This is a genomic window from Microseira wollei NIES-4236 (assembly GCF_020521235.1).
Taxonomy (GTDB): domain Bacteria; phylum Cyanobacteriota; class Cyanobacteriia; order Cyanobacteriales; family Aerosakkonemataceae; genus Microseira; species Microseira wollei.
In genome coordinates, this window is record NZ_BLAY01000009.1 from 25,680 (window position 1) to 46,889 (window position 21,210).

22 protein-coding genes and 2 pseudogenes are annotated in these 21,210 nt (G+C 44.0%); 17 read left to right on the top strand and 7 right to left on the bottom strand.

Features of this window, described 5'->3' with window-relative positions:
• Positions 1-376 precede the first annotated feature (376 nt).
• The 3 genes from MiSe_RS04465 to MiSe_RS04475 all read right to left on the bottom strand — a co-directional run bounded on the left by MiSe_RS04465 (position 377) and on the right by MiSe_RS04475 (position 3,021).
• Positions 377-616 carry a hypothetical protein gene (locus MiSe_RS04465; protein WP_226575296.1) on the bottom strand — a complete coding sequence of 80 codons (240 nt, stop codon included), beginning with the start codon at positions 614-616 and terminating at the stop codon, positions 377-379.
• 726 nt (positions 617-1,342) lie between these two features.
• On the bottom strand, positions 1,343-2,602 hold the full coding sequence (locus MiSe_RS04470) for a nif11-class peptide radical SAM maturase 3 (RefSeq protein WP_226575297.1): 1,260 nt from the start codon (positions 2,600-2,602) through the stop codon (positions 1,343-1,345).
• Between the two features lie 116 nt (positions 2,603-2,718).
• The gene (locus tag MiSe_RS04475; protein WP_226575299.1) at positions 2,719-3,021 is read right to left on the bottom strand and encodes a Nif11-like leader peptide family natural product precursor; all 303 of its coding nucleotides are present in this window, start codon (positions 3,019-3,021) and stop codon (positions 2,719-2,721) included.
• A gap of 419 nt (positions 3,022-3,440) precedes the next feature.
• On the opposite strand from MiSe_RS04475, the gene MiSe_RS04480 reads away from it, so the two are divergent.
• The 9 genes and pseudogenes from MiSe_RS04480 (at position 3,441) to MiSe_RS04520 (ending at position 9,583) form a co-directional block, all read left to right on the top strand.
• On the top strand, positions 3,441-3,692 hold the full coding sequence (locus MiSe_RS04480; RefSeq protein ID WP_226575301.1) for a hypothetical protein: 252 nt from the start codon (positions 3,441-3,443) through the stop codon (positions 3,690-3,692).
• Between the two features lie 142 nt (positions 3,693-3,834).
• Entirely contained in the window at positions 3,835-4,434 is a 600-nt protein-coding gene (locus MiSe_RS04485) for a helix-turn-helix domain-containing protein (RefSeq protein ID WP_226575303.1), read from the top strand.
• Between the two features lie 264 nt (positions 4,435-4,698).
• Complete coding sequence (gene iscB / locus MiSe_RS04490; protein WP_226575305.1) at positions 4,699-6,003, top strand: RNA-guided endonuclease IscB; 1,305 nt, start codon at positions 4,699-4,701, stop codon at positions 6,001-6,003.
• 584 nt (positions 6,004-6,587) lie between these two features.
• Positions 6,588-6,854 (top strand): hypothetical protein, encoded by a 267-nt coding sequence (locus tag MiSe_RS04495; RefSeq protein WP_226575307.1) that lies wholly within the window; start codon positions 6,588-6,590, stop codon positions 6,852-6,854.
• A gap of 150 nt (positions 6,855-7,004) precedes the next feature.
• Positions 7,005-7,373: a Nif11-like leader peptide family natural product precursor gene (locus MiSe_RS04500; protein ID WP_226575309.1), complete on the top strand. Its 369-nt coding sequence runs from the start codon at positions 7,005-7,007 to the stop codon at positions 7,371-7,373.
• Positions 7,360-7,524 (top strand): annotated as a pseudogene (locus tag MiSe_RS04505) (IS630 family transposase); the annotation flags it as partial. The gene MiSe_RS04500 and the pseudogene MiSe_RS04505, both read left to right, overlap by 14 nt.
• A 244-nt stretch (positions 7,525-7,768) precedes the next feature.
• A complete protein-coding gene (locus MiSe_RS04510; RefSeq protein ID WP_226575311.1) occupies positions 7,769-9,025 on the top strand; it encodes a nif11-class peptide radical SAM maturase 3 in 1,257 nt (418 codons plus the stop codon).
• Between the two features lie 16 nt (positions 9,026-9,041).
• Positions 9,042-9,221 (top strand): hypothetical protein, encoded by a 180-nt coding sequence (locus MiSe_RS04515; protein ID WP_226575318.1) that lies wholly within the window; start codon positions 9,042-9,044, stop codon positions 9,219-9,221.
• Between the two features lie 122 nt (positions 9,222-9,343).
• The gene (locus tag MiSe_RS04520; RefSeq protein WP_226575320.1) at positions 9,344-9,583 is read left to right on the top strand and encodes a hypothetical protein; all 240 of its coding nucleotides are present in this window, start codon (positions 9,344-9,346) and stop codon (positions 9,581-9,583) included.
• 32 nt (positions 9,584-9,615) lie between these two features.
• Here the strand turns inward: MiSe_RS04520 and MiSe_RS04525 are convergent, their stop codons facing one another.
• A complete protein-coding gene (locus tag MiSe_RS04525) occupies positions 9,616-10,092 on the bottom strand; it encodes a hypothetical protein (RefSeq protein WP_226575322.1) in 477 nt (158 codons plus the stop codon).
• A gap of 773 nt (positions 10,093-10,865) precedes the next feature.
• Between MiSe_RS04525 and MiSe_RS04530 the strand changes: the two genes are divergently transcribed.
• Positions 10,866-12,230 carry an aromatic ring-hydroxylating dioxygenase subunit alpha gene (locus MiSe_RS04530; RefSeq protein WP_226575444.1) on the top strand — a complete coding sequence of 455 codons (1,365 nt, stop codon included), beginning with the start codon at positions 10,866-10,868 and terminating at the stop codon, positions 12,228-12,230.
• A gap of 175 nt (positions 12,231-12,405) precedes the next feature.
• Here the strand turns inward: MiSe_RS04530 and MiSe_RS04535 are convergent, their stop codons facing one another.
• On the bottom strand, positions 12,406-12,726 hold the full coding sequence (locus tag MiSe_RS04535) for a hypothetical protein (RefSeq protein WP_226575323.1): 321 nt from the start codon (positions 12,724-12,726) through the stop codon (positions 12,406-12,408).
• Between MiSe_RS04535 and MiSe_RS04540 the strand changes: the two genes are divergently transcribed.
• The 6 genes and pseudogenes from MiSe_RS04540 (at position 12,719) to MiSe_RS04565 (ending at position 18,275) form a co-directional block, all read left to right on the top strand.
• Entirely contained in the window at positions 12,719-13,822 is a 1,104-nt protein-coding gene (locus tag MiSe_RS04540; RefSeq protein ID WP_226575325.1) for a sulfate ABC transporter substrate-binding protein, read from the top strand. The two genes, MiSe_RS04535 and MiSe_RS04540, sit on opposite strands and share 8 nt — an antisense overlap.
• A gap of 109 nt (positions 13,823-13,931) precedes the next feature.
• A complete protein-coding gene (cysT, locus tag MiSe_RS04545) occupies positions 13,932-14,798 on the top strand; it encodes a sulfate ABC transporter permease subunit CysT (protein ID WP_226575446.1) in 867 nt (288 codons plus the stop codon).
• Entirely contained in the window at positions 14,791-15,657 is an 867-nt protein-coding gene (gene cysW / locus MiSe_RS04550; protein ID WP_226575327.1) for a sulfate ABC transporter permease subunit CysW, read from the top strand. The genes cysT and cysW overlap by 8 nt, the downstream gene beginning before the upstream one ends.
• A 2-nt stretch (positions 15,658-15,659) precedes the next feature.
• A complete protein-coding gene (locus MiSe_RS04555) occupies positions 15,660-15,938 on the top strand; it encodes an NIL domain-containing protein (RefSeq protein WP_226575335.1) in 279 nt (92 codons plus the stop codon).
• 456 nt (positions 15,939-16,394) lie between these two features.
• Entirely contained in the window at positions 16,395-16,730 is a 336-nt protein-coding gene (locus MiSe_RS04560) for an NIL domain-containing protein (protein WP_226575337.1), read from the top strand.
• Between the two features lie 417 nt (positions 16,731-17,147).
• Positions 17,148-18,275: pseudogene (locus tag MiSe_RS04565) on the top strand (sulfate ABC transporter substrate-binding protein).
• Between the two features lie 376 nt (positions 18,276-18,651).
• Here the strand turns inward: MiSe_RS04565 and MiSe_RS04570 are convergent.
• On the bottom strand, positions 18,652-19,341 hold the full coding sequence (locus tag MiSe_RS04570) for a cadmium resistance transporter (protein WP_226575339.1): 690 nt from the start codon (positions 19,339-19,341) through the stop codon (positions 18,652-18,654).
• 58 nt (positions 19,342-19,399) lie between these two features.
• On the opposite strand from MiSe_RS04570, the gene MiSe_RS04575 reads away from it, so the two are divergent.
• Positions 19,400-20,053 (top strand): cadmium resistance transporter, encoded by a 654-nt coding sequence (locus tag MiSe_RS04575; RefSeq protein ID WP_226575341.1) that lies wholly within the window; start codon positions 19,400-19,402, stop codon positions 20,051-20,053.
• Positions 20,054-20,117: 64 nt separating this feature from the next.
• On the opposite strand, the gene MiSe_RS04580 is transcribed toward MiSe_RS04575, so the two are convergent.
• Positions 20,118-20,915, bottom strand: a complete 798-nt coding sequence (locus tag MiSe_RS04580; protein ID WP_226575343.1) for a sulfite exporter TauE/SafE family protein — start codon at positions 20,913-20,915, stop codon at positions 20,118-20,120.
• Positions 20,916-21,210: the final 295 nt, after the last annotated feature.

Genomic DNA, 21,210 nt, shown 5'->3' on the forward strand with positions numbered 1-21,210 from the left:
TCCCAGGCAAGGGTTTTCCCGCGTTTTGGCTCGAAAAAGTGCAAGCTATAGCTTTCGATCAGCTCAAAATCCTTGCATTTTTTCAGGGCGATCGCTCGATAGTAAGGGACATTCCTACTGTTGTGTAAGCTTTCTAGCCTCTAGATTCGGTCTGTAGACTTATTCAGCAAGCCCTAAATCACCATTATGTAGAAAAATATGAGGCGTAGGTTGGGTTGAGGGACGAAACCCAACACCCAGAAGAAATCGATGGGTTACGCTGTCGGTAACCCATCCTACGAATAATTATCACTCAAAGAAGTAGGTCGAAGAGTTTGCGCTTACTCTTCCTGCGGACTTGTAATTAGTCCGCCTTGAATATTGAGTTCTACCTCTATTAAAAGAGATCGCGCAGAAGTATACCAACTCCAATCACAAGAGCCGCAGCAGCAACGGCTGGAGCTGTAACACTCGTCACGCCTGCTGCTGCAATACCTAAACCTATAATTGCTAATCCACCAGCATCTGGATCCAACCCTCCAATAATTGCAGACTGTTCATGATCTTGAAGTTGAATCAGATTGTCGGAAAAATCTTCAGAAACATGATTCAGATCATTGATTTTAATTTTAGACATCAGAATTATCCTCCACAAAAATCATTTGTTTTTAGATTATTGGGTTCACATCACCCATCTGTCTTTAATTTTACTTGGGATAAGAAAAGATGCACCCCCCCTGTAAAGCTTATTTGTGAACCCAAATGAACTAAAAAAGTCCAAATGTGTTGTTCGAGATTAAACATTTAACTGCCTCCTCCCATTACCATAATCGGTTATTTACCATATATTTTCAAGTTATTTATTGCTATAAAATGGACATAAATCAAGCAATTATGAGTTATTTTTGCATTAAATTAAGTCTTTTTTGAAGACAATCACAACCTTGTGTTAGAACAGTTACATCTCCAAAGTATCAAAAATAAAACATATATGTCCTGTTTGATTTTTGAACCCTGCTTTTAAATTAAAATAACAAAAATCAACCCAATAAAAACATTGGGTTGAAACCAAATAAGTATTAAACCTCAAATCAAATCACGCTTATATGGAGCTAATCAGCATTAACTTTTCAACACACCTACTTCCCTCTCGATTCTGTCTAAAGCCTTCTTTGCTCTAAAAACCACTCTCAAAAAAGCCACTTGACTGCCCCAAGCCGAACGAGGCAAAAGCGGAGTTAGAGAGTTCACCTCAGCCTGAGAGTTATCCATTGATGACTCTAAACTACCATTCCTCTGATCAGAAACAGTCGTATCTTCTAGTGAAATAGAATCAGCGTACATAGTATTCACCTTGCAGTTATTAAACCCTTGCACCAAGCAATAATGCTACTTCTGTTTCCTCTGCCCAACCTTCTAGCCATTGAATGCGATCGCTCTTAAAATGCAGCGGATCGTTTTCCGGTAAAGGAGCATCAATTGGTTCCTCAATCAAAGCAAACTCTCCATTATCAAACGGTTTCCCATCCGCTCGCCGCTGAAGAACCACTCTCTCTCTAATACCACACTTTTCTTGAGTAAGGGCGCGGTGATGACAGTAAGGATTATTCCCTCTCCTATCAAAGAATACATGAGCCGTCCAACTGCAACCCCCGCGACACAGTTCGGCAAATTCGCAAGTCTTACAAAAACCCCACAAATGTTCGGTTCCTTTAGGAGTTCCAGCCCCCAAATTAAACCGCAATTCCTCTGTTTCTTCAATAATTGTCCGCAGTGAATAGTCTCGAATATTGCCCCCGGTGTAAACAGAAGTTGGCAGTGAGGGACAACCTTTAATTGCACCATCCGCTTCTATTCCCAAAGCAGAAAGTCCAGCACTACATCCCTGCCAAAACGACCAAGCATCGCCTCCTCGCAACAGTCGCTCATAAGGGCCATAATAACCGATATTATTCCCTGGCTGAACCCGTACACCTTCTCGCTTCGCCCTTTCAGCAACACGAGCAATCATTGGATACACATCCAGTAATTCATAAGGTTGTAAAAGAATGTCGCTATTATCTGCTGCATTCCCCATCGGCACAGTTAATTGAATTTGCCAAGCAAAGATTCCGGCATCGCGAATATGCTCGTAAATCCGGGGGAATTCCGGTGCAGAAAGGCGATTGATTTGAGTATTGCAACCGAAGGGAATACCCGCTTCTTTAAGGTGGCTCATGGTTTTAAAAGCCCATTGCCAGGAACCTTTTTTACCACGCAGTCTGTCATGAGTTGCTTCCAAACCATCAACCGAAACAGAAACTACTTGAATTCCAGCTTCTTTCATCCGGCGTGCTGTATCTAGATTAATACCAAAACCGCCAGTTGTCATCCCACAAACCATCCCAGCTTGGGTAATTGCTTTGGCAATTTCTAACCAATCAGGACGGAGAAAAGCCTCACCCCCAATTAGAGTTACTTCTTTTATTCCGACTTCCGCTAGCTGTCTGACAAGATTAAGAGCTTCTTCAGTAGAAAGTTCTTTCTCCCGCGCATTACCTGCACGAGAACCGCAATGTTGACAGGCGAGATTGCACTTAAGAGTTATTTCCCAAACTGCATAACTAATTCTGCGATATGTCATCAAAATCCCCTCAAATAAGTTATCTAGAAAAGGGGGAACCCATCTCCCCCTGAAATCTGGGCTTATGCCTCAAATTTGCTTAACTATTCATAAAAATTTTGGCGATAGGGCGAGGACTACCATGGTAGAGTCACTCCTCCATAGATTAGGTAGGAATCTTTTGGACTAAATAAAAAACTCGCTCCACCAAAAACAACTTCCAGTTCTTTTTCATCTAATTCCCTGAGTTCGCCATCAGCCGCATCTGACTCTAACAACTGGGCGGTATATTCTTCAAACTCCTCTGGGGTGAAATCGTAGCCAGCAGCTTTGACGATTTGGCTACATTCATCCTTGCTATTAACCTGCTGAATTCGAGAGCGTAACGCTTCATCAGTAGACAGCCTTTTGTAGAAAGCTTCAACATTTGCTAGAGACATAGTTGGCTCCTTTTCAGTTCTTTAGACTCAAACAATAAGCGTCATAATTGCCTATTATCTATACAATCATAAGGTATTTACCCAACTTGACAAAATTTTGAGGAGAAACAAATCAAACATTTATGTCCCCAAAAATCCAGTCAGAGGGAAGCCAGAAATCACAAAAACCTTCATTTCTCGTAACCTTACACTGAAAACTTTGGGCAATAACTCAAACATTTATGTCCCAAATATCTGACCAACTGGTACGCTTGCTGCATTGCTCCCACAAGATGTAACAGATGCGATCGCCTTGCACCTACCTCACCAAATTGCGTTGATTCCGTCTGCGCCTTGCTGTTTACAACCTTGCCAACTCTATTTGGCCAGCTAGAGAATATTTTGTCGATTCAAACGAGCGATCGCAACGGGAGTTGCTGTTGGGAAGGCGTCGGATTTTAAAATCAGATATTCATGAAGTAGAAACCGGATTTATTGAAGAAACCCGGTTTCTACTTTGTATAGGTCAGCTTATGAAGTCAATTTTTAAAGTGCTAAGCTTTCTGGGTGAAGTCGTCTGCGTTTACGCGCTTTACGATGAGGGCGAAATGGGAGGCGATCTCCGCTTCCTGCAAGCAACCCGACTGTACGGCGATCTCGAAGCATCGACAGCGGTTAGGATGCAGAGTTAATGAAATCTGCCAAAATGGCAACATCTAGGCGGGTTTTTTATTTATATTTTTTGATGAGAGACTGCATATTTCTCTCACTCTATCCCAATCTTAGATTAGATGTATTAGCTCTGAATTAGCACTCTAAAAACTTTCAATAAATATGTCTCCCAATCAATTATTCACCGCTCCGAATAATTTATCCCGTCCTTTAGGTCAATATTTAACTCCTTTTCAGCGCAAATTGCTGGAAAAGAGTCTGCATGAAAATTTACCTGAGTTATACCGTCAGCGCGTCGAGATTATGTTGTTAGCTGATATGGGAAAATCGCAAGCAGAAATTTGTCAACTTCTGGGATGCTCTCCGGCAACTGCCAGTCGTTGGATCTTACTAGCTCAAAGTGGCATGGCACACGAATGGCAAAAACGTCGGCGTGGTCGTCCTCAAAAAGTCAACGAGCAATATTTGGAACGTTTAAAAGAATTGGTCAGTCACAGTCCCCGTGACTTTGGTTATGCTTTTGAGCGCTGGACGGGAGGCTGGTTAAGCAAGCAGTTGGAAAAAGAATGTGGCTTAAAACTGAGCGGACAGCACATTAATCGTCTCCTCAAGCAGATTTTTCCTCAATCGAATAATCTAGCGCAAAACGAAATCAATATTCCCTCAAATTCTCGTATCATTATTCGCGATCTGTCCTTGCCTAACTCGGTAAACTCTCCCGGATCGCTGTTTATTGGCGCTCAAACCGATTGTGACCGCTAAGGGAGTCCACCTGATATTAGTTGAGGAGATTGTGCTATCAACCAAACAGTGGACAAAACTCGACAACTAGCACATCCACTTGACAGATAGCCAGCTTAAGCGAAAGCTACGTTTTGAAGGTCATGACACCTACAAGTGCTTTCCAGCTTGTAGCCCTGTCGTCAATCATTAAACATCTGTATTTGGTTAAGGAAGTGTGATTGACAAAACACAAGCCCTCAAAACATTGGCGAGGAAAACATTACCCCTTTTGGGAGGACATTTATGTCTAATTTTGTATTTGTTCTAGATACCAACTTGCAACCGCTTGACCCAGTACCACCAGGACACGCAAGGCGATTGTTAAACCAAGGAAAAGCAGCTATCTATCGGCGTTACCCAATGACAATCATCTTAAAGTACGCAGTTCCTTGCCCCAAAACACAGCCGCATCAATTAAAAATTGATCCGGGTTCTAAGGTTACCGGGTTAGCGATCGTGCAGCGCGACAAAGTTGTCTGGGGTGCCCAGTTAACCCACAGGGGACAGCAAATTAAGAAGGATTTAGAATCGCGTCGCGCGATTCGCCGCAACCGCAGAAAGCGTAAAACCAGGTATCGCAAGCCACGGTTTTTAAACCGTACTCGCAAGTCGGGGTGGCTGCCACCCAGCCTGCAATCATTAGTAGAAAATATTCTGACTTGGGTTAACCGCCTACGCCGATATGTTCCGATCGCTGGCATATCTCAGGAGTTGATCAAATTCGATACACAAAAAATACAAAATCCTGAAATATCGGGCATTGAGTATCAACAAGGAGAACTTGCAGGCTACGAGATTAGAGAATATTTGCTCCAGAAATGGGGCAGGAAATGCGCTTATTGCGGCGCTCAAAATGTACCCCTTGAAGTTGAGCATATTCAACCAAAATCTAGAGGGGGAAGCTGGCGCGTTTCCAATTTGACTGTTGCTTGTAATCAGTGCAATCAAGCAAAGGGAAACAAGGATATTAAAGACTTCTTGGCGCAGCAGCCAGATGTGTTAAGTCGTATCACCAAACAAGCCAAACAATCATTGAAGGATGCAGCCGCAGTAAATGCTACTCGCTTCGCGCTATTCAACAGATTAAAAGAGACATCTCTACCTGTTGAAACCGGGACGGGCGGCAGAACCAAATACAATCGCACTGTGTTGGGATTGCCTAAAACCCATTGGTTAGATGCTGCCTGCGTCGGAGTAGTAGAAAGCTTGCAAATCTTGACCGAAAATCCTTTGTTAATTACCGCTAAGGGCTGGGGTAATCGTCAAATGTGTACGCCCAATAAATACGGCTTTCCGACCAAGCATAGGACGCGGCGCAAGACATTTTTTGGCTTTCAAACCGGCGATATGGTGCAAGCAACTCTGCCTACGGGAAAGTTTGCAGGTACTCATGTCGGTAGGCTAGTAGTCAGAGAAAGTGGAGTTTTTGAGATGATTTCAGCCATAGGAAAGGTTAGCCCAGTGCGCCACAAATACTGCAAAGCAATTCATCGCAACGATGGTTACATGTATGCATTTTCCACTTTTGTCCAGTTTTTCGGCGATTAGATGTGACGCGATCGCATTTAGATGAGTCTCTCAGGAAGCAGATTCTCTCTGACTTATAGCGGATTGCAGGCGCATGAGGTACACCTGAGAATGCAATAGCGGCAGCATTAATGCTGCCGCTATACAAACGAGAGCCAAAATGCTGTACTTCACTCGCTGGCAATCCGCTGTATTTGCACTTTGGCTGAAGCAGCAAGTGCAGCAGGTTAAGTTAACAATGGTGGATAAAGAGATGTCTGCCGTCGCGTAGAGAGAGTTTGGTTTAAAGAAGCTGGTATTAACCCCTAAAGTCGCGTTGGTGATTTTAGGGGGATTTTTTTGGGTAAGTTTTGAATGCAAATAGTTCATCAATATTCAAAAACTATCCATTCACATTTAGTTTAATACAAATTTTGTTAAAAAATAGCCGGAAAATCTTTTTTTGCAGGTTTGTAATACTGAAATTAATTAGTCTATATAGGTTCAAAAATAAGCCTTACAGGGGCTTGCTATCTACTTTTATGCCAAGTAACGTTAAAGATAGATGGGTAATGTAAACCCAATCTAAACATAATTGTTTTTCTTGAATTAGGAGGACATTTCCGATGGCTAAAATCCAAGTCGTTGATTTACACCCTAGCGATTCAAAAAATTTAAATAATTCAAGTTACTTAACAGATCAGGAACTTGATTTAATTAAAGGTGGTCTTCAACTGACACCACTTACTCCAGTTTCAGCAGCAATAAGAACTTTCCCTGGATTGGGTTATATTGTTGGTGCTTTTACAGCAGGATATAAAGCTGGCGAATGGCTTAACGAAAATACTCCTATTCAAAGCTGGATCTCGGAACGGCTTACGAATGGGCGGTGAGTGGGCCTTAATAATTGGAGTGCCTTCTAGCGATCGCCTGACTGTTTTACATCATTGATTAAGCGATCGCCCAATCAATCCTTTTAAATCGCCCAGCTACTCAAAATCAAACCTAGTAGAAAAACCAAACCTTGAACAAGGAGAATCATCATGTCTTTAGCCAATGTCAAAGCTTTCTACGAAAGACTAGCCACTGATGAAAACTTCCGGCTGCAAATTCAGGAAGTTCATAGTAAAGAAAAATGCAGCCAAATTGTCAAAGAAGCTGGCTATGATTTTAGCCAGGAAGAATTGGAAGAGTATACTGCAAATTTATTAGAATCCAACCATCCTAAAGATGGAATGATAGAGCTTGACGAAAAGGAAATGGAAGCTGTATTTGGTGGAGCTATTCGCTACTTTGAGCCTTTGAATCGTTTAGGTCAGATCTATGGTAGTCCAATACCTGATAGCGATTTCTGGAACGAAACCATCTTCATATCAGAGTCGTTTGTAAATTACGTGGCTGCAACTCGCTGAAGGAATTCACAAGGTATTTATCCCTTCCCACTCCCCAGAATTACAACCAGCCCTTGGTTTGTGGCCTCTAATCAATGAACTCATTGCCAATCGCTCATTCAAGTCTTTGGATGAACTAGAGGAATTGTTATTTCATCGCTGTCGTAACTTGCACAACGAGGCAAAACTTGATCTCCCATTTAACTTTCTTTCATTGGTGGTCAAAAACTATTCCTGCTACTGGTTGCGTTCGCGCCAGCGTTGGGAGGCATATCGCACACCCACTATACAAGTCCGGTGCAACCGGACTTGATATCATTCATATCTAGGGAAAAACGCAGATAGGTTTACTCTTTATGTAAACCACTGCAATCTTTCTATTTCTATCTTTAAGCCACTGCAATGAGGGAATATCTATGGCTTATCGCCGAGTCAGTTATGCAGTCTGGGAAATCACGCTCAAATGCAATCTCGCCTGCCAGCACTGCGGTTCTCGTGCTGGTCATTCGCGAACAAAAGAACTTTCTACTCAAGAAGCCTTAGACTTAGTTAAACAACTGGCAGAAGTCGGTATTAAAGAAGTGACTCTCATTGGAGGAGAAGCGTTTCTGCGCCCAGACTGGTTGGAAATTGCTCAAGCGATTACCAACGCCGGAATGATTTGTGGTATGACTACCGGGGGCTATGGAATCACCTTAGAAACCGCCCACAAAATGAAAGCAGCAGGAATTAAAGTGGTTTCGGTTTCGGTGGATGGCTTAGAAGAGACACATGATCGCTTGCGGGGAAAAAAAGGCTCCTGGCAGTGGGCATTTAAAACCATGAGCCATCTCAAAGCAGCAGGCATCCCTTTCGGGTGCAATACCCAAATCAATCGCCTCTCTGCCCCAGAATTTCCTCAAATTTACCAGCGCATTCGCGACGCGGGGATATTTGCTTGGCAGATTCAGTTAACCGTGCCGATGGGCAATGCCGCCGATAACAACCAAATCCTCCTCCAACCCTACGAACTGCTCGATATCTATCCCATGATTGCTCGCGTCGTGCAACGGGCGAATCAAGAAGGGGTGAAGGTGCAGGCGGGAAATAATATTGGTTACTATGGCCCCTACGAACGCCTGCTGCGAGGAGGAGATGCTTGGACTTTCTGGCAAGGCTGTATGGCAGGGATAGCAGCGTTGGGGATCGAGGCGGATGGGGCAATCAAGGGGTGTCCCTCCCTTCCCACGGCTGCATATACAGGGGGAAATATCCGCGATCGCTCTCTGAAACAGATTATTGAAGAGGCAGAAGAATTGCGCTTTAATCTGGGAGCCGGGACTCCCAAGGGAACGGAGCATTTGTGGGGTTTTTGTCAAACTTGTGAGTTTGCTGAACTCTGTCGGGGTGGTTGCAGTTGGACGGCTCATGTATTTTTTGATCGTCGGGGCAATAACCCCTACTGCCACCATCGTGCTTTGACCCAGGCAAAACGGGGCATCCGCGAACGATTTTACTTAGAGCGGAAAGCCGCAGGAGTGCCGTTTGATAATGGGAAGTTTGTCTTAGTTGAGGAACCCATTGAGACACCTTTGCCAGAAAATGACCCGCTTGAGTTTTCTGCCTCTCGCATCCAATGGCCAGACAGTTGGCAAGAAGCAGCCGCGTTAACCCACGCTTTTGTAGGGATATAAAAGAAAGGAACAGCCCATGACTGGAAATTCGCCCCTAAATACAGCCAACAATTCTCACCAGCAAAGTGAGACTCAAAAGCCCTTATTACCCCGCTCTGCTTGGCATAGTCAAGTCGCTTATTTGAGAGCCTTATTTCGCGTCAAAAAAGCCTTGGATTTGAGCGAGCAAGAAGCTGGTGTATTCAAAAGTGAGTAGGGTCTCATATCATGTCCGGTCGATTACCCATGATTAGGAGTAGGGAACATTATTAACGTTATCTGTTTGTCCGAGATATCTATGATGTTCCCTACCCAACGACGCGGTGAGGTTTTTTTATTATGGGCAATTCAACGGACATGATATCAGATGCGATCGCCTTGCACCTACCTCTTGCTGTTGTAAACCTTGCCAACTCTATTTTGCCAGCTAGAGAATATTTTGCCAATTCAAACGAGGGATCGCAAGGAGAGTTGCTGTTGGGAAGGCGTCGGATTTTAAAATCAGATATTCATGAAGTAGAAACCGGATTTATTGAAGAAACCCGGTTTCTACATATATCGATTGTAGTAATGGTTTAGCAACTTCTGGTTAAAGTGCGTAAGTCTTAAAATCAATTCTCCGGAACTCTAACCATTGCTGTCCCTACAGGGATGTCTCCCATCAATCCCTGCTTCATAGCAAAAACCCGATAAAGCACTGTTTCTCCCACCTGGTTCATTTCAACACCATTCAGCATCACGCTTATATAATTGTCAGGACCTACTGGTTGAGGAAAGTTAATTGCCACGCTTCCCGTACTGACTGCCACATTCGCTGCTATCTCTTTCCCTGTTTGATCCGTAATCCGAACTTGCCGGACACTTTTCATCTCGTTTGGTAAAGCGATCGTTAGATTTGTTAGAGGATACCCCGTAACAGCTACGTTAATGAAATGGCTATCGTTATTAGCACTGGCGATACCCGAATCAGCAATAAAGGGCGCGCTAAAGTTGAAACGCATCTGTGCCTGTGCTTTAGGGGCAATAGCAGGAACAACAGCAGTACTTAGTATCAAAGCAGATAGACCACCGTAAATTAGACTTTTCACTTGCAATACTCCTGAGTGGATAAAACCCATCAATTGATTGTTTGGCTTTGTCAGTCCTGACGCAAACACCAAAGTTTCTCTGAAAAATCGTCGCAAGAGAACTAGAGATAGCAGCAAGAAACTTTGGTGATAAGATCGTCGTGCGTCAGTCCTGTTTGTTTTGATTGCCTTCAATCAATAGAATGATTTACCCAAATGAGATGAGGCTGATTAATAGATTAAAGTTAGATGAGAATTTGAATTTGTCGCTCAAGCGCTGGTTTTGCCAGAACTTATACTTGTTGCCAAAGTCAGCTAAACCGGAAAGCGCAAAAATGTTACAACCGACACCATCGGAAAATATAGTTTAATATGAAACATTTTTAATCCTTCTCGGCCATCGGTCAATAATAACGCAAGTTGCTAGTTATAAACTTTGGCGGTGCTAATTGCTAATTGCAAGCTTGCTAATATAGGATTTTTACGCTCCATTAGCCATGAGCCATTAGCGATTAGCTGCTATGCATGAGATAACTAGCAACTTGAGTTATTAGCCAAATCGTAAGATTTTGTCGGGTTGTATAGACCTGATTAAAATTTTGGCTCAATCTGCCGCCCGCCCAAGAATGCAGCAAAATAAAGATAGCAGCAAACAAAATGCATTCACAGGTATGGAGACGACCCCAACAACAATTGAGCAGACTCTGTCGTATCAAAACACAACTGTAGATAACGACTGGACGACTAGCACAACGCTAGAAAAACAAGCGGCGGGATCTGGCTCAACTGACACCATGCCTGCTGGTGGCAGCGACCTTTCTCGTTTTGATTGGAAGGAAGCGTGGTATCCGGTCTACTATATCGAAGATCTGGATAAGTCCAAGCCAGAGCCTTTTACCCTGCTGGGCAGAGATATTGTCATCTGGTGGGATAAAACCGCCTCTTGTTGGCGCGCGTTTGAGGATAAATGTCCCCACCGCCTTGCACCCCTATCCGAGGGCAGAATTGCCGAAGATGGCAATTTAGAATGTCCTTACCACGGTTGGGCTTTTTCTGGCAGCGGTGAATGTCAGCGCATTCCGCAACAAGTTGAAGGTGGAACGGCAGAACTTTCTAAACGTGCCTGCGTTGCTTCGTTCCCGACGGTGGAAAGACAGGGATTGTTATTTGTCTATCCGGGGGAACCAGAAAACGCGGCTAAAACCAAAGTTCCTATCGTCGAACCCCTAGAAGATTCTCCCGCCGAGTGGACTTGCATCAATACGTTTCGGGATTTGCCTTACGATGCCCTGACGCTGTTAGAAAATGTCCTAGATGCGAGTCACGTTCCTTATACCCACCACCGCAGTGTGGGAAATCGCGCCTATGCCAGCCCGGTGGAGCTAGAAATAGTCGAATCTAACCGACAGGGGTTTAAAGGGGTTTGGGAACAAGGGCCGCGACGGGGGACGCTAGGCCGCCAGGATACGACATTTATTGCCCCCGGTTTGATGTGGCACGACTTGACCTCGAAGCAGTTTGGCAGAACCTTGACGGTGGTGTATGCAACTCCGATTCGCAAGGGGGAGTGTCGGGTATTTGCGCGCTTTCCGTTTAAGTTTGCAAGCATTTTGCCTGCTTTGTTTATCAAGCTGACTCCACGTTGGTATTCCCACATCGGACAGAATGCGGTTTTGGAAGATGACCAGATTTTCTTGTATTTTCAAGAACGCTATCTGGAGGCGGCGGGTGGTAGTTCGCGCTTTGCCAAAGCATTTTACCTGCCAACTAAAGCAGATCGCTTCGTGATGGAGTTGCGTCAGTGGGTGAATCAATACGACGCGGAACCATTTCCAGGAGCGATATTGCCTCCACCTGCGCCCCGCGAACAGCTGTTAGAGCGGTATTATTCCCATACGAGCAAGTGTGCGAGTTGTCGGACAGCTTTAGGGAATATCCAGCGGGTGAGGATGGGTTTGGCTATTTTAGGAGCGATCGCGCTTACCATCACCCCTCTACTCGCACTCTCTCTGGGCGAAACCGCAACCCCAACCGTTGCCCTCTTAACCCTGATAACCTTGACTTGCGGTGCAGGATGGCTGTTTTTAGGACGCCTGGTGCGCCAATTTTACCAAGGTCGCGATATACCGCCGCGCAACTTGCCGGAGAAAAAGCGTTGACCTACTCCCCTGTCTCTTGACGAGGGGATTCTTAAAAGGTTGTTACGAGGCGGTCAATAGACACGCCTCTCCACCTTTGTTGCTGTTTCTCGGATTCTTATAGCGGATTGCAGCCGTATGAGGTACGGCGCTTGGTGTGCCAGCAGCATTAATGCGGCGGGCACACCAAGCGCCTTTAGGCTTGGTGTGCCAGCAGCATTAATGCTGCGCGCTTGACAAACAAAGCCAAAAGGCTGTACCTCGATCGTTTGCCATCCGCGATCAACGTATTTTGCTCAAAAGCTAGATCCCCGAATTCTCCTGTGAAGTCGGGGATCTCCGCGTCAAGCCTCCCTAGTCTTGTAAAATCTTTCTTAAATCTCCACTTTCTCACTAGAGATTGTGGAGTTTTTGCTTGCGTTTTGTGTCCTGTGGGGGTAATATCGATAAACGAGGTTGTAAAATACGGTATCCCTACCAAGTAGCCGTATATTAGCGGAGGTAAACAAATGACCATATGGCAGCGCCTGAGCAGGCTGAGAGTGAATTCGATCAAAAGTTTCGTATCGTTATTTTTGGTAGGGGTGAGTTTGAGCGTTGCGATCGCTGCCTGTTCGAGTGGCGGTGGAAGCAATTCTACCACTGGCAGTCCCGGTGCTAGTCCCGTTGCCCAAAACAAGCAAAATGTCGAAGTAACCCTAGTTTCCTTTGCCGTCACCAAAGCCGCCCACGAAGCGATTATTCCTAAATTTGTCCAAAAGTGGAAGCAAGAACGTAACCAAAACGTCACCTTCCAGACCAGCTATGGCGGATCTGGTTCGCAAACACGCGCGGTAATTGATGGTTTGGAAGCCGATATTGTCCACTTGGCACTAGCGTTAGACACTCAAAAGATCGAAAAAGCCGGACTAATTCAACCAGGATGGGAACAAGAAGTTCCTAACAACGCCATTGTGTCCAAATCCGTTGCCGCATTAGTCACTCGTGAAGGCAATCCGAAAGGAATTAAAGATTGGTCAGATTTGGGAAAAGATGGAGTTAAACTAATTACTGCCGACCCTAAAACATCGGGCATTGCGCGGTGGAATTTCCTAGCCTTGTGGAATTCGGCAATTAAAACGGGTGGAGATGAAGCGAAGGCTTTGGATTTTGTCACCAAGGTATATAAAAATGTGCCAGTTCTAACGAGAGATGCACGGGAAGCAACCGATGCCTTTTTCAAACAAGGTCAGGGAGACGCGCTGATCAACTACGAAAACGAGATTATTTTGGCACAACAAAAAGGCGAAAAGGTATCTTATGTTATTCCCGATGTCAATATCTCGATTGATAATCCAATTGCCGTGGTAGATAAAAACGTAGATCGGCACGGTAATAGAGAAGTGGCTGAAGCATTTGTCAAATTCCTGTATACAAAAGAAGCGCAACAAGAGTTTGCTAAAGTCGGTTTCCGACCTGTAAATCAAACAGTCGCCCAAACCAAGGAATTTGCCGACAAATATCCCAAAGTCAAAACTTTAGGTACGGTTAAGGATTACGGCGGTTGGGGTGAAATTCAGAAAAAATTCTTCGATGACGGGGCGGTTTTTGACCAAATTCAAGCGAAAAAATAGAGGGGAATTGTTAATTGCTAATTGCTAATTGGTAATTGGTAGAAAACTACTGGTCGGGGCAGGTATTACCCGCCCCTACAAAACTGAAAATGAACACATTCTGATTTTTATGGCAATTTCTTCTCCACCACAACTGAGATCTCAAAATACTTCAGTCGTTCAAAGGTTATGGCGTTCGATAGTCCAGCTTCCCTGGACTTGGCGAATTACCCTGGGATATCTCACGGTAATGTTACTTGTCCCAGTAGTAGCAATGTTTGCTAAAGCGAGTACTGAAACTCCTGCCGAATTTTGGAGAATTGCTACCAGTCCGATTGCACTTGCTACCTACGATGTTACGTTTACTACCTCGTTAATGGCGGCTGCAATTAATGGAGTTTTTGGCACTTTAATTGCCTGGGTTTTAGTCCGGTACGACTTTCCCTTGAAGCGATTTGTTGATGCTTCGGTAGATTTACCATTTGCATTGCCAACCGCAGTTGCTGGGTTAACCTTGGCAACAGTTTATAGCGATAATGGTTGGATTGGTTCGCTGTTCGCACCACTGGGAATTAAAATATCTTTTACCCGGTTAGGCGTCGGGGTAGCGATGATATTTATATCCCTACCTTTTATCATCCGGACGGTACAACCAGTGCTTCAAGAAATGGAAAAAGACATTGAAGAAGCTGCCTGGTGTTTGGGTGCTTCGGGATGGCAAACCTTTTGGCGAGTGATTTTACCACCGCTATTTCCATCGATTTTAACCGGGGTGGCGTTGGGTTTCTCCCGCGCAGTTGGGGAATATGGATCGACTGTGATTATAGCTTCCAATACACCGTTTAAAGATTTGATTGCACCCGTGTTAATTTTCCAGCGATTAGAACAGTATGACTATTCGGGTGCAACGGTAATTGGCATCGTACTGTTGGGAATTTCATTGGTGATGCTGTTAGGAATTAATCTCTTACAAGCTTGGGGAAGACGTTATGGCTAATTTGGAAGTATCTAATAACCTGCCTCGTCAGACTAGAAATATCAAAAAGCAGGCAAATTGGGTGCCGGTGGTTTTGATTGGGGTAGCGATCGCCTACTTAGCCCTAGTTCTCTACATTCCTGCCTTTAACGTCTTTTACCAAGCGTTTAAAAAGGGAGTGGGGCCATTTTTCTCCAACTTAACCAAACCCGACTTTCTCCACGCAGTCAAGCTAACGGTGATGCTAGCTGCGATCGCCCTGCCGCTGAATACGGTTTTTGGACTCTGTGCAGCGTGGGCGATCGCAAGGCGTAAATTCCCCGGTCGTGCTTTCATTTTAAGTATTATCGACCTGCCTTTTTCTATCTCCCCAGTAGTGGCAGGATTGATGCTTGTTTTGCTTTACGGAAGTAACGGTTGGTTTGGTCCTTGGTTACAGGAACACAATCTCAAAGTTATCTTTGCCTTTCCAGGAATGGTGTTAGCAACGGCATTTGTTAGTATGCCATTTGTTGCCCGCGAAGTTATTCCCGTTTTAGAAGAAATCGGCACCGATCAAGAAGAAGCAGCTAAAACTTTAGGGGCAAAAGATTGGCAGATTTTTTGGCGCGTCACCCTGCCCAATATTCGCTGGGGTTTGCTTTACGGCTTGATTTTAACTAATGCGAGGGCAATGGGTGAATTTGGTGCGGTTTCGGTAGTTTCTGGCAACATTGCTGGGAAAACTCAAAGCTTACCTTTGTTCGTGGAAGATGCTTACAAACAGTATGAAACCGAAGCCGCTTACTCGGCTGCTGTTTTGTTAGCTTTGCTTGCAGTAGTAACGCTGGTGTTGAAAGAAATTTTGGAACGAAAAACCCGTATTAAACAGGAGAAATAGACATGCAAGCTTCTACAACTGATGACAATCGACTGACGCAGAAACGAATCAGGATTAGAATTCCCAAGCAATATCACCAAGATCCGGTGATTTCTCGCTTGATATCTGACTACAACTTGACGGTGAATATTACCGCCGCAATATTGGGAGGCAATGCCAATGGCGATGGTTGGTTCGATCTAGAATTACGGGGAACAATTGCAAATATTCGGAGAAGTCTGGACTATCTCAACGAGTTAGATCTGGAAATATGGAACGACGCTGAAACCGATGGGTGGTGAAGGTGTTACAGCGGGAAAGCAGCCCTATTCATAGGGCGCTTGGAATGCAATAGCGGCAGCATTAATGCTGCCGCTACAAAAACCAAGCCTTAAGGCTTTACCTCATCGAGTTGCAATCTTCTGTAAACGATACCCATTCTGCAAAGTTCGCCTAAGCGATCGCCGTTCATAACCCCAACTAACTAAACTGAAAATGGCTATGCTTAAAAATCCCGGTTTCTCTAAGAAACCGGGATTTTGCTATCAAATTAATCAATATTTATATAAATCTATTTGTCAAATACGAACTGGCAATATATCAAACGTAAATTAAGTATATTCACCCCTTGTATTTTTAGGTTTTTTGTGGCAATCTCATTCATATAGTTATAGTACTGTATTCCTACCATTGTACCGTAGATTAGCAAAAATTTGCCTTAGCTACTGGGTCAGAAATGAAAATTCTCGATTAAATAAATGGAAGCAATAAATTACCGTTCCTTGACAACAGGAGTGAAACTAACAGTTGTTTCGCCAGTGTCTCAAAGCAGCGTCACTCAAATTCGCCTGCGCCTGGAGATTCCCCCGTGTTACCAGCAAGAACCTGTAATTTCCCGGCTGATTAGAGAGCATGGCTTAATTGTCAATATTACTGGAGCCAAACTGGGAAAAAATACGGGTTTGCAGGGATGTTTTGACCTGGAACTGAGGGGAACACCGCCACAAATTTGTAGCGGTTTGACTTATCTGCAATCTTTAAATATCAAAGTTATGGGGAAGGCGAATCCTGATGGAGATGGCTGGCATTGTTGAGATTAGTTTTTCATAGATAATCGCGGATAGAAATCAAAACTCCTGTTTATCGATCGAGATAAAGATGTTTGTCGTATAGTTGATGACATACACCATTTTTAACCGTTGCTAAATTAATGGATAAATTAGCAACTTCAAGGCTGACTCATAACAGAGTCGAGTCCTATCTGTCGTACAAGTTAACAAGTAGGTAGATAGATATACACACACAAATGTTTTACCTCCAGGACTTACGCACGCGGGGCCAAAAACAAAGGTGATGCGTCAATCTCGCGACTGTCAACCCAGGATTTTTCGGCTCGCCCTTTGTTTTTTTTAGAACGAAGGGGAGGGAAAAGCATAGAGTTTTGATGTCTACCTACTAAGCAACATATCCTACTATTTCACCGGAGATTCAAACAGGAGGAATATTTATCTATGTGGTTTCGTCGTTTGAGGAAGTCGCCGTGGCTGTCCTCAAAAATAAGCATCGGTTTACCAGCTTTTCTTAAAAAGTTAGCGAAGTCGATCAAATCTTCTAGTTTCAGAATTTTTACGTTATTTTTGGCTGTGACTTTGGGATTGATTTGGTTAGTTCCTCAGCCAGTCAGAAGCCAGCAGCGACCCAGAGATGCTGAACTAACCTTGGTTTCCTTTGCAGTTACCAAAGCCGCCTACGACCGGATTATTCCAAACTTTGTGGCAAAGTGGAAACAAGAAAATAACGGTCAGAATGTCAAGTTCAATTAAAGTTATGGCGGTTCTGGGACTCAAACTCGGGCGGTTATAAGTGGTTTGGAAGCAGATGTAGTACACCTGGCGCTGGCTTTCGATACCAATCGCATCCAACAAGCTGGTTTAATTCAACCGGGTTGGGAACGAGAACTTCCAAGTAATTCAATTGTGGCTAAATCAGTTGTGGCTTTGGTCACAAGACCTGGAAATCCGAAACGAATTCAAGGCTGGTCAGATTTAGCCAGAAATGGCGTTAGCGTCATTACAGCTAATCCCAAAACTTCTGGTGTGGCTCGTTGGAATTTCCTAGCTTTATGGGGTTCTGTAGTGAGAAACGGAGGAAACGAACAAGCGGCGCGTAACTTTGTCAACCAAGTTTATCGAAATGTGCCAATTCTTCCCAGAGATGCTCGCGAAGCTTCAGATGTTTTCTTCAAGCAAAATCAAGGCGATGTACTGATTAACTATGAAAATGAAGTTCTCTTAGCGAGACAGCAGGGTGAAACAGAACCCTTCATTATTCCCCCGGTAAATATTTCCATCGACACCCCGGTAGCTGTGGTCGATAAAAATGTAGACAAACATGGAACTCTTCGAATCGCAGAGGCTTTTGTGAGATACCTTTACACTCCTGAAGCTCAACGGGAATTTGCTAAGGTTGGTTTTCGACCCGTTAACGCGGCGGTTGCTTCAGAATTTAGCCGAAACTTTCCCCGGATTAACAATTTGTTTACCGTCGATAGTTTAGGAGGCTGGAATGGAACGCAAACAAGATTCTTTGCTGATGGGGCGGTATTTGACCAAATTCAGACTGCCTTAAATAGAAGGTAATATCAAATCCGGTTGCATCGGAATGATCGGCCTTTCTTGGTAATTGGTAATTGCTCGCTTGCTAATTGCTAATGGCTAATTGACCCTACAGGTCTTAATGCCGATGCAACGGTCAACGATATAAGTTGTTAAGGTCAGGACTTACGCTTGGGCGACCTATCACCAAAGTAACTTGGCAGCGAACGCGAGTGCGTGCGGTCGGCATATCTCTAGTTCCTTGCTCGACGATTTTTCATAGAAACTTTGGTGTTTGCGTAGGAAAGCCTTAAGGCAAAGTTTGTGTAGCGGCAGCAAAAATGGCAGCCGCTACACAAACTTTCGGTGTACAAGAGAAGGCGGCAAACCGCTATGCCCCGCAGCCCAATCGGAGATGATATCAGTTGGATTCTTCAGGCGATCGATCGTCAACCAAAATCATCAAACAGATACTACTAGCAACTAGCTTGATTGGGGTTAACGCTTGACTTTCCAATACAATAATAGCACCCAAAATAATTATAACTAGGAGAGCGAGCGCATTACCGTAACGAGTGAGGATAGAAGCGATCGCTTGCCGATTGGTTAACTTATAAGCCAAATAGCACCAAACTCCAACTAGCAGGAAAAATCCACTTACAATTAAAATAAGACTAACCAAACTACTATTAGCAAACAACGGCACGTAAACGCTTATATTGTCACTTCCATTAGCAATTGTAATAGCTGCTACGCTGTATACTTGGGGAGAAAGCCAACTGGCGATCGCAGAATCTTCAGATAAATTTGTTTCTGCTTCTACTTCCTCCAAGCTATCTTCCCGATTGATTAAGCAACTTAAACCAATAGCGATAGGAATTAAGCCAAGCAATCCAATCCACCTATGGGGTAAAATTAAACCGCCAAAGAACCCGGGAAGACTAGCAATGACTAATGCGCTAAAACCTAAATACTGACCAATCAAGATATGGCGAACGCGAAACGTAGCATTCACCGCAGAAAAAAACAGCAGCAGAATCACCAAATCGTCGATATTCGTGGCAACGAACGCCGTTACCGCTGTAATAATTGCTTCTGCTAACCCACTCATTTGCTGGCAAACGTGACATAAAATTGAGATCTACAATCATCTTCTCCAGTAATCGAGCGTGAGTCAACTTGCCACAGCGATCGCGGAAGCAATAATTGCCTTTACTGCCACCAATATCGACGACATCATTATCTTGCTGCTATTTTTTTCGCAGATAGATATTAATTTTCGTCGCCGACATATCATTGTAGGCCAATACTTGGGTTTTATCTTGCTCGTTATTGCCAGCTTACCAGGGTTTTTTGGTGGCTTGGTAGTCTCGCGAGAATGGATTGGATTGCTGGGACTGCTACCGATAGCAATTGGCATCAAGCAACTGGTGACAAGAGAACAAGAAACAACAGAAATTCAGACGATAAGCAGCGATTTTACTCAATCCTCATCAAACCGATCTATAAAGTCTTTTTTATTGAGTGTACTCAGTCCCCAAACTTATCAAGTAGCAGCCGTAACAATTGCTAATGGGGGTGACAATATCAGTATCTATATCCCGTTATTTGCCGGGAAAACCCCGATTGGTTTGCTCGTAATCCTCAGCGTATTTTTTTTCATGGTAGGGGTTTGGTGTGTCGTTGCTTACCTATTAACCCGTCAACCTACCATCGCTTACGTTTTAAGCCGCGTGGGTAAAAAAGTTGTCCCTTTTGTATTAATTGGTTTGGGTTTATTCATCATGTACGAAAGAGGTACATTCAGCCTGCTAGGAAAATAATTTTTTCCCATTAGCAATTAGCAATTAGCAATTAGCAATTACCAATTACCAATTACCAATTACCTCATACTTGATAAACTAACTTCCAACTCACCATCATCAAGATGCTGTAAACAACAAACCTCAGAGGACGTTGAGGAGCCATCTGACAAAGTTTAGCACCGATTAACACCCCTGGTACTGAACCTAACCATATTGGCAATACCAGACTCCAATTAACCGTCCCAAGGCTGAGGTGTCCGAGGGAAGTAAATAGTAATAAAATACCAGCTTGTGAAATATCTGTACCGACTAATTTACGCGCATCCAGTTGGAAAAAGCCAATTAACACGAGGGCAAACATCGAACCGGAGGAAACGCTAGTTAATCCCACCAAACAACCTAAAACCGCTCCCACGCTTATTGCCAGAATGCGACCACACTTGGTTTCTAAATCAAACTTAGGCAGTGAGGGTAACTGTAACTTGGGGAAAAAAGTCAACAGCAACAATTGAGTTAGTGCGAATAAGGTTACTAACATAATCATTACCCCAAGTAAGTGCAGCAGCATGGAATTTATGTTAAGCTCGGAAGAATGCTTGAGCAGGTGCAAAATTCCCACCCCTCCGAGGGAACCGGGAACGCTTCCCAATGCCAACCATTTAACTGCTTGCTGGTCAAGAGTTTTTTGCTGCCAGTGTTTGACGCCGCCGATAACTTTCATTAACGTGGCAGATACGACATCTGAACTAACAGCAACTGAAGCGGGAACTTGAAAGATAAAAATCAACATCGGGGTGATGAGAGACGCGCCGCCAATTCCCGTCAAACCAACAATGATGCCGACAAAAAAGCTCAATATCGGTAGCAATACGTAATTCATGATCTTGTCACACCTTACAACCTTAGATTAGATTAGATAGATGAATTTTGAACCGCTACTCTTGGATCTTTTTATGAGAGTTTAGCAGTCACTTGTCCGGCTTGAACAGGAAAATCGTTAACGCTTTTGCAGCTTTCCCTGTAAATTCCGTTATCTCGATTAACTTACCGTAGTTTATCTTAAACGATCAGTAAGTGTCAAGAGCGAGGGTATTGAATGATACAAAAATAACCCAATAAAGCTGCCTGTCAGGCTTACAGGTTTTGAGTATTTGCAAGTGGAAGCGATCTCACAC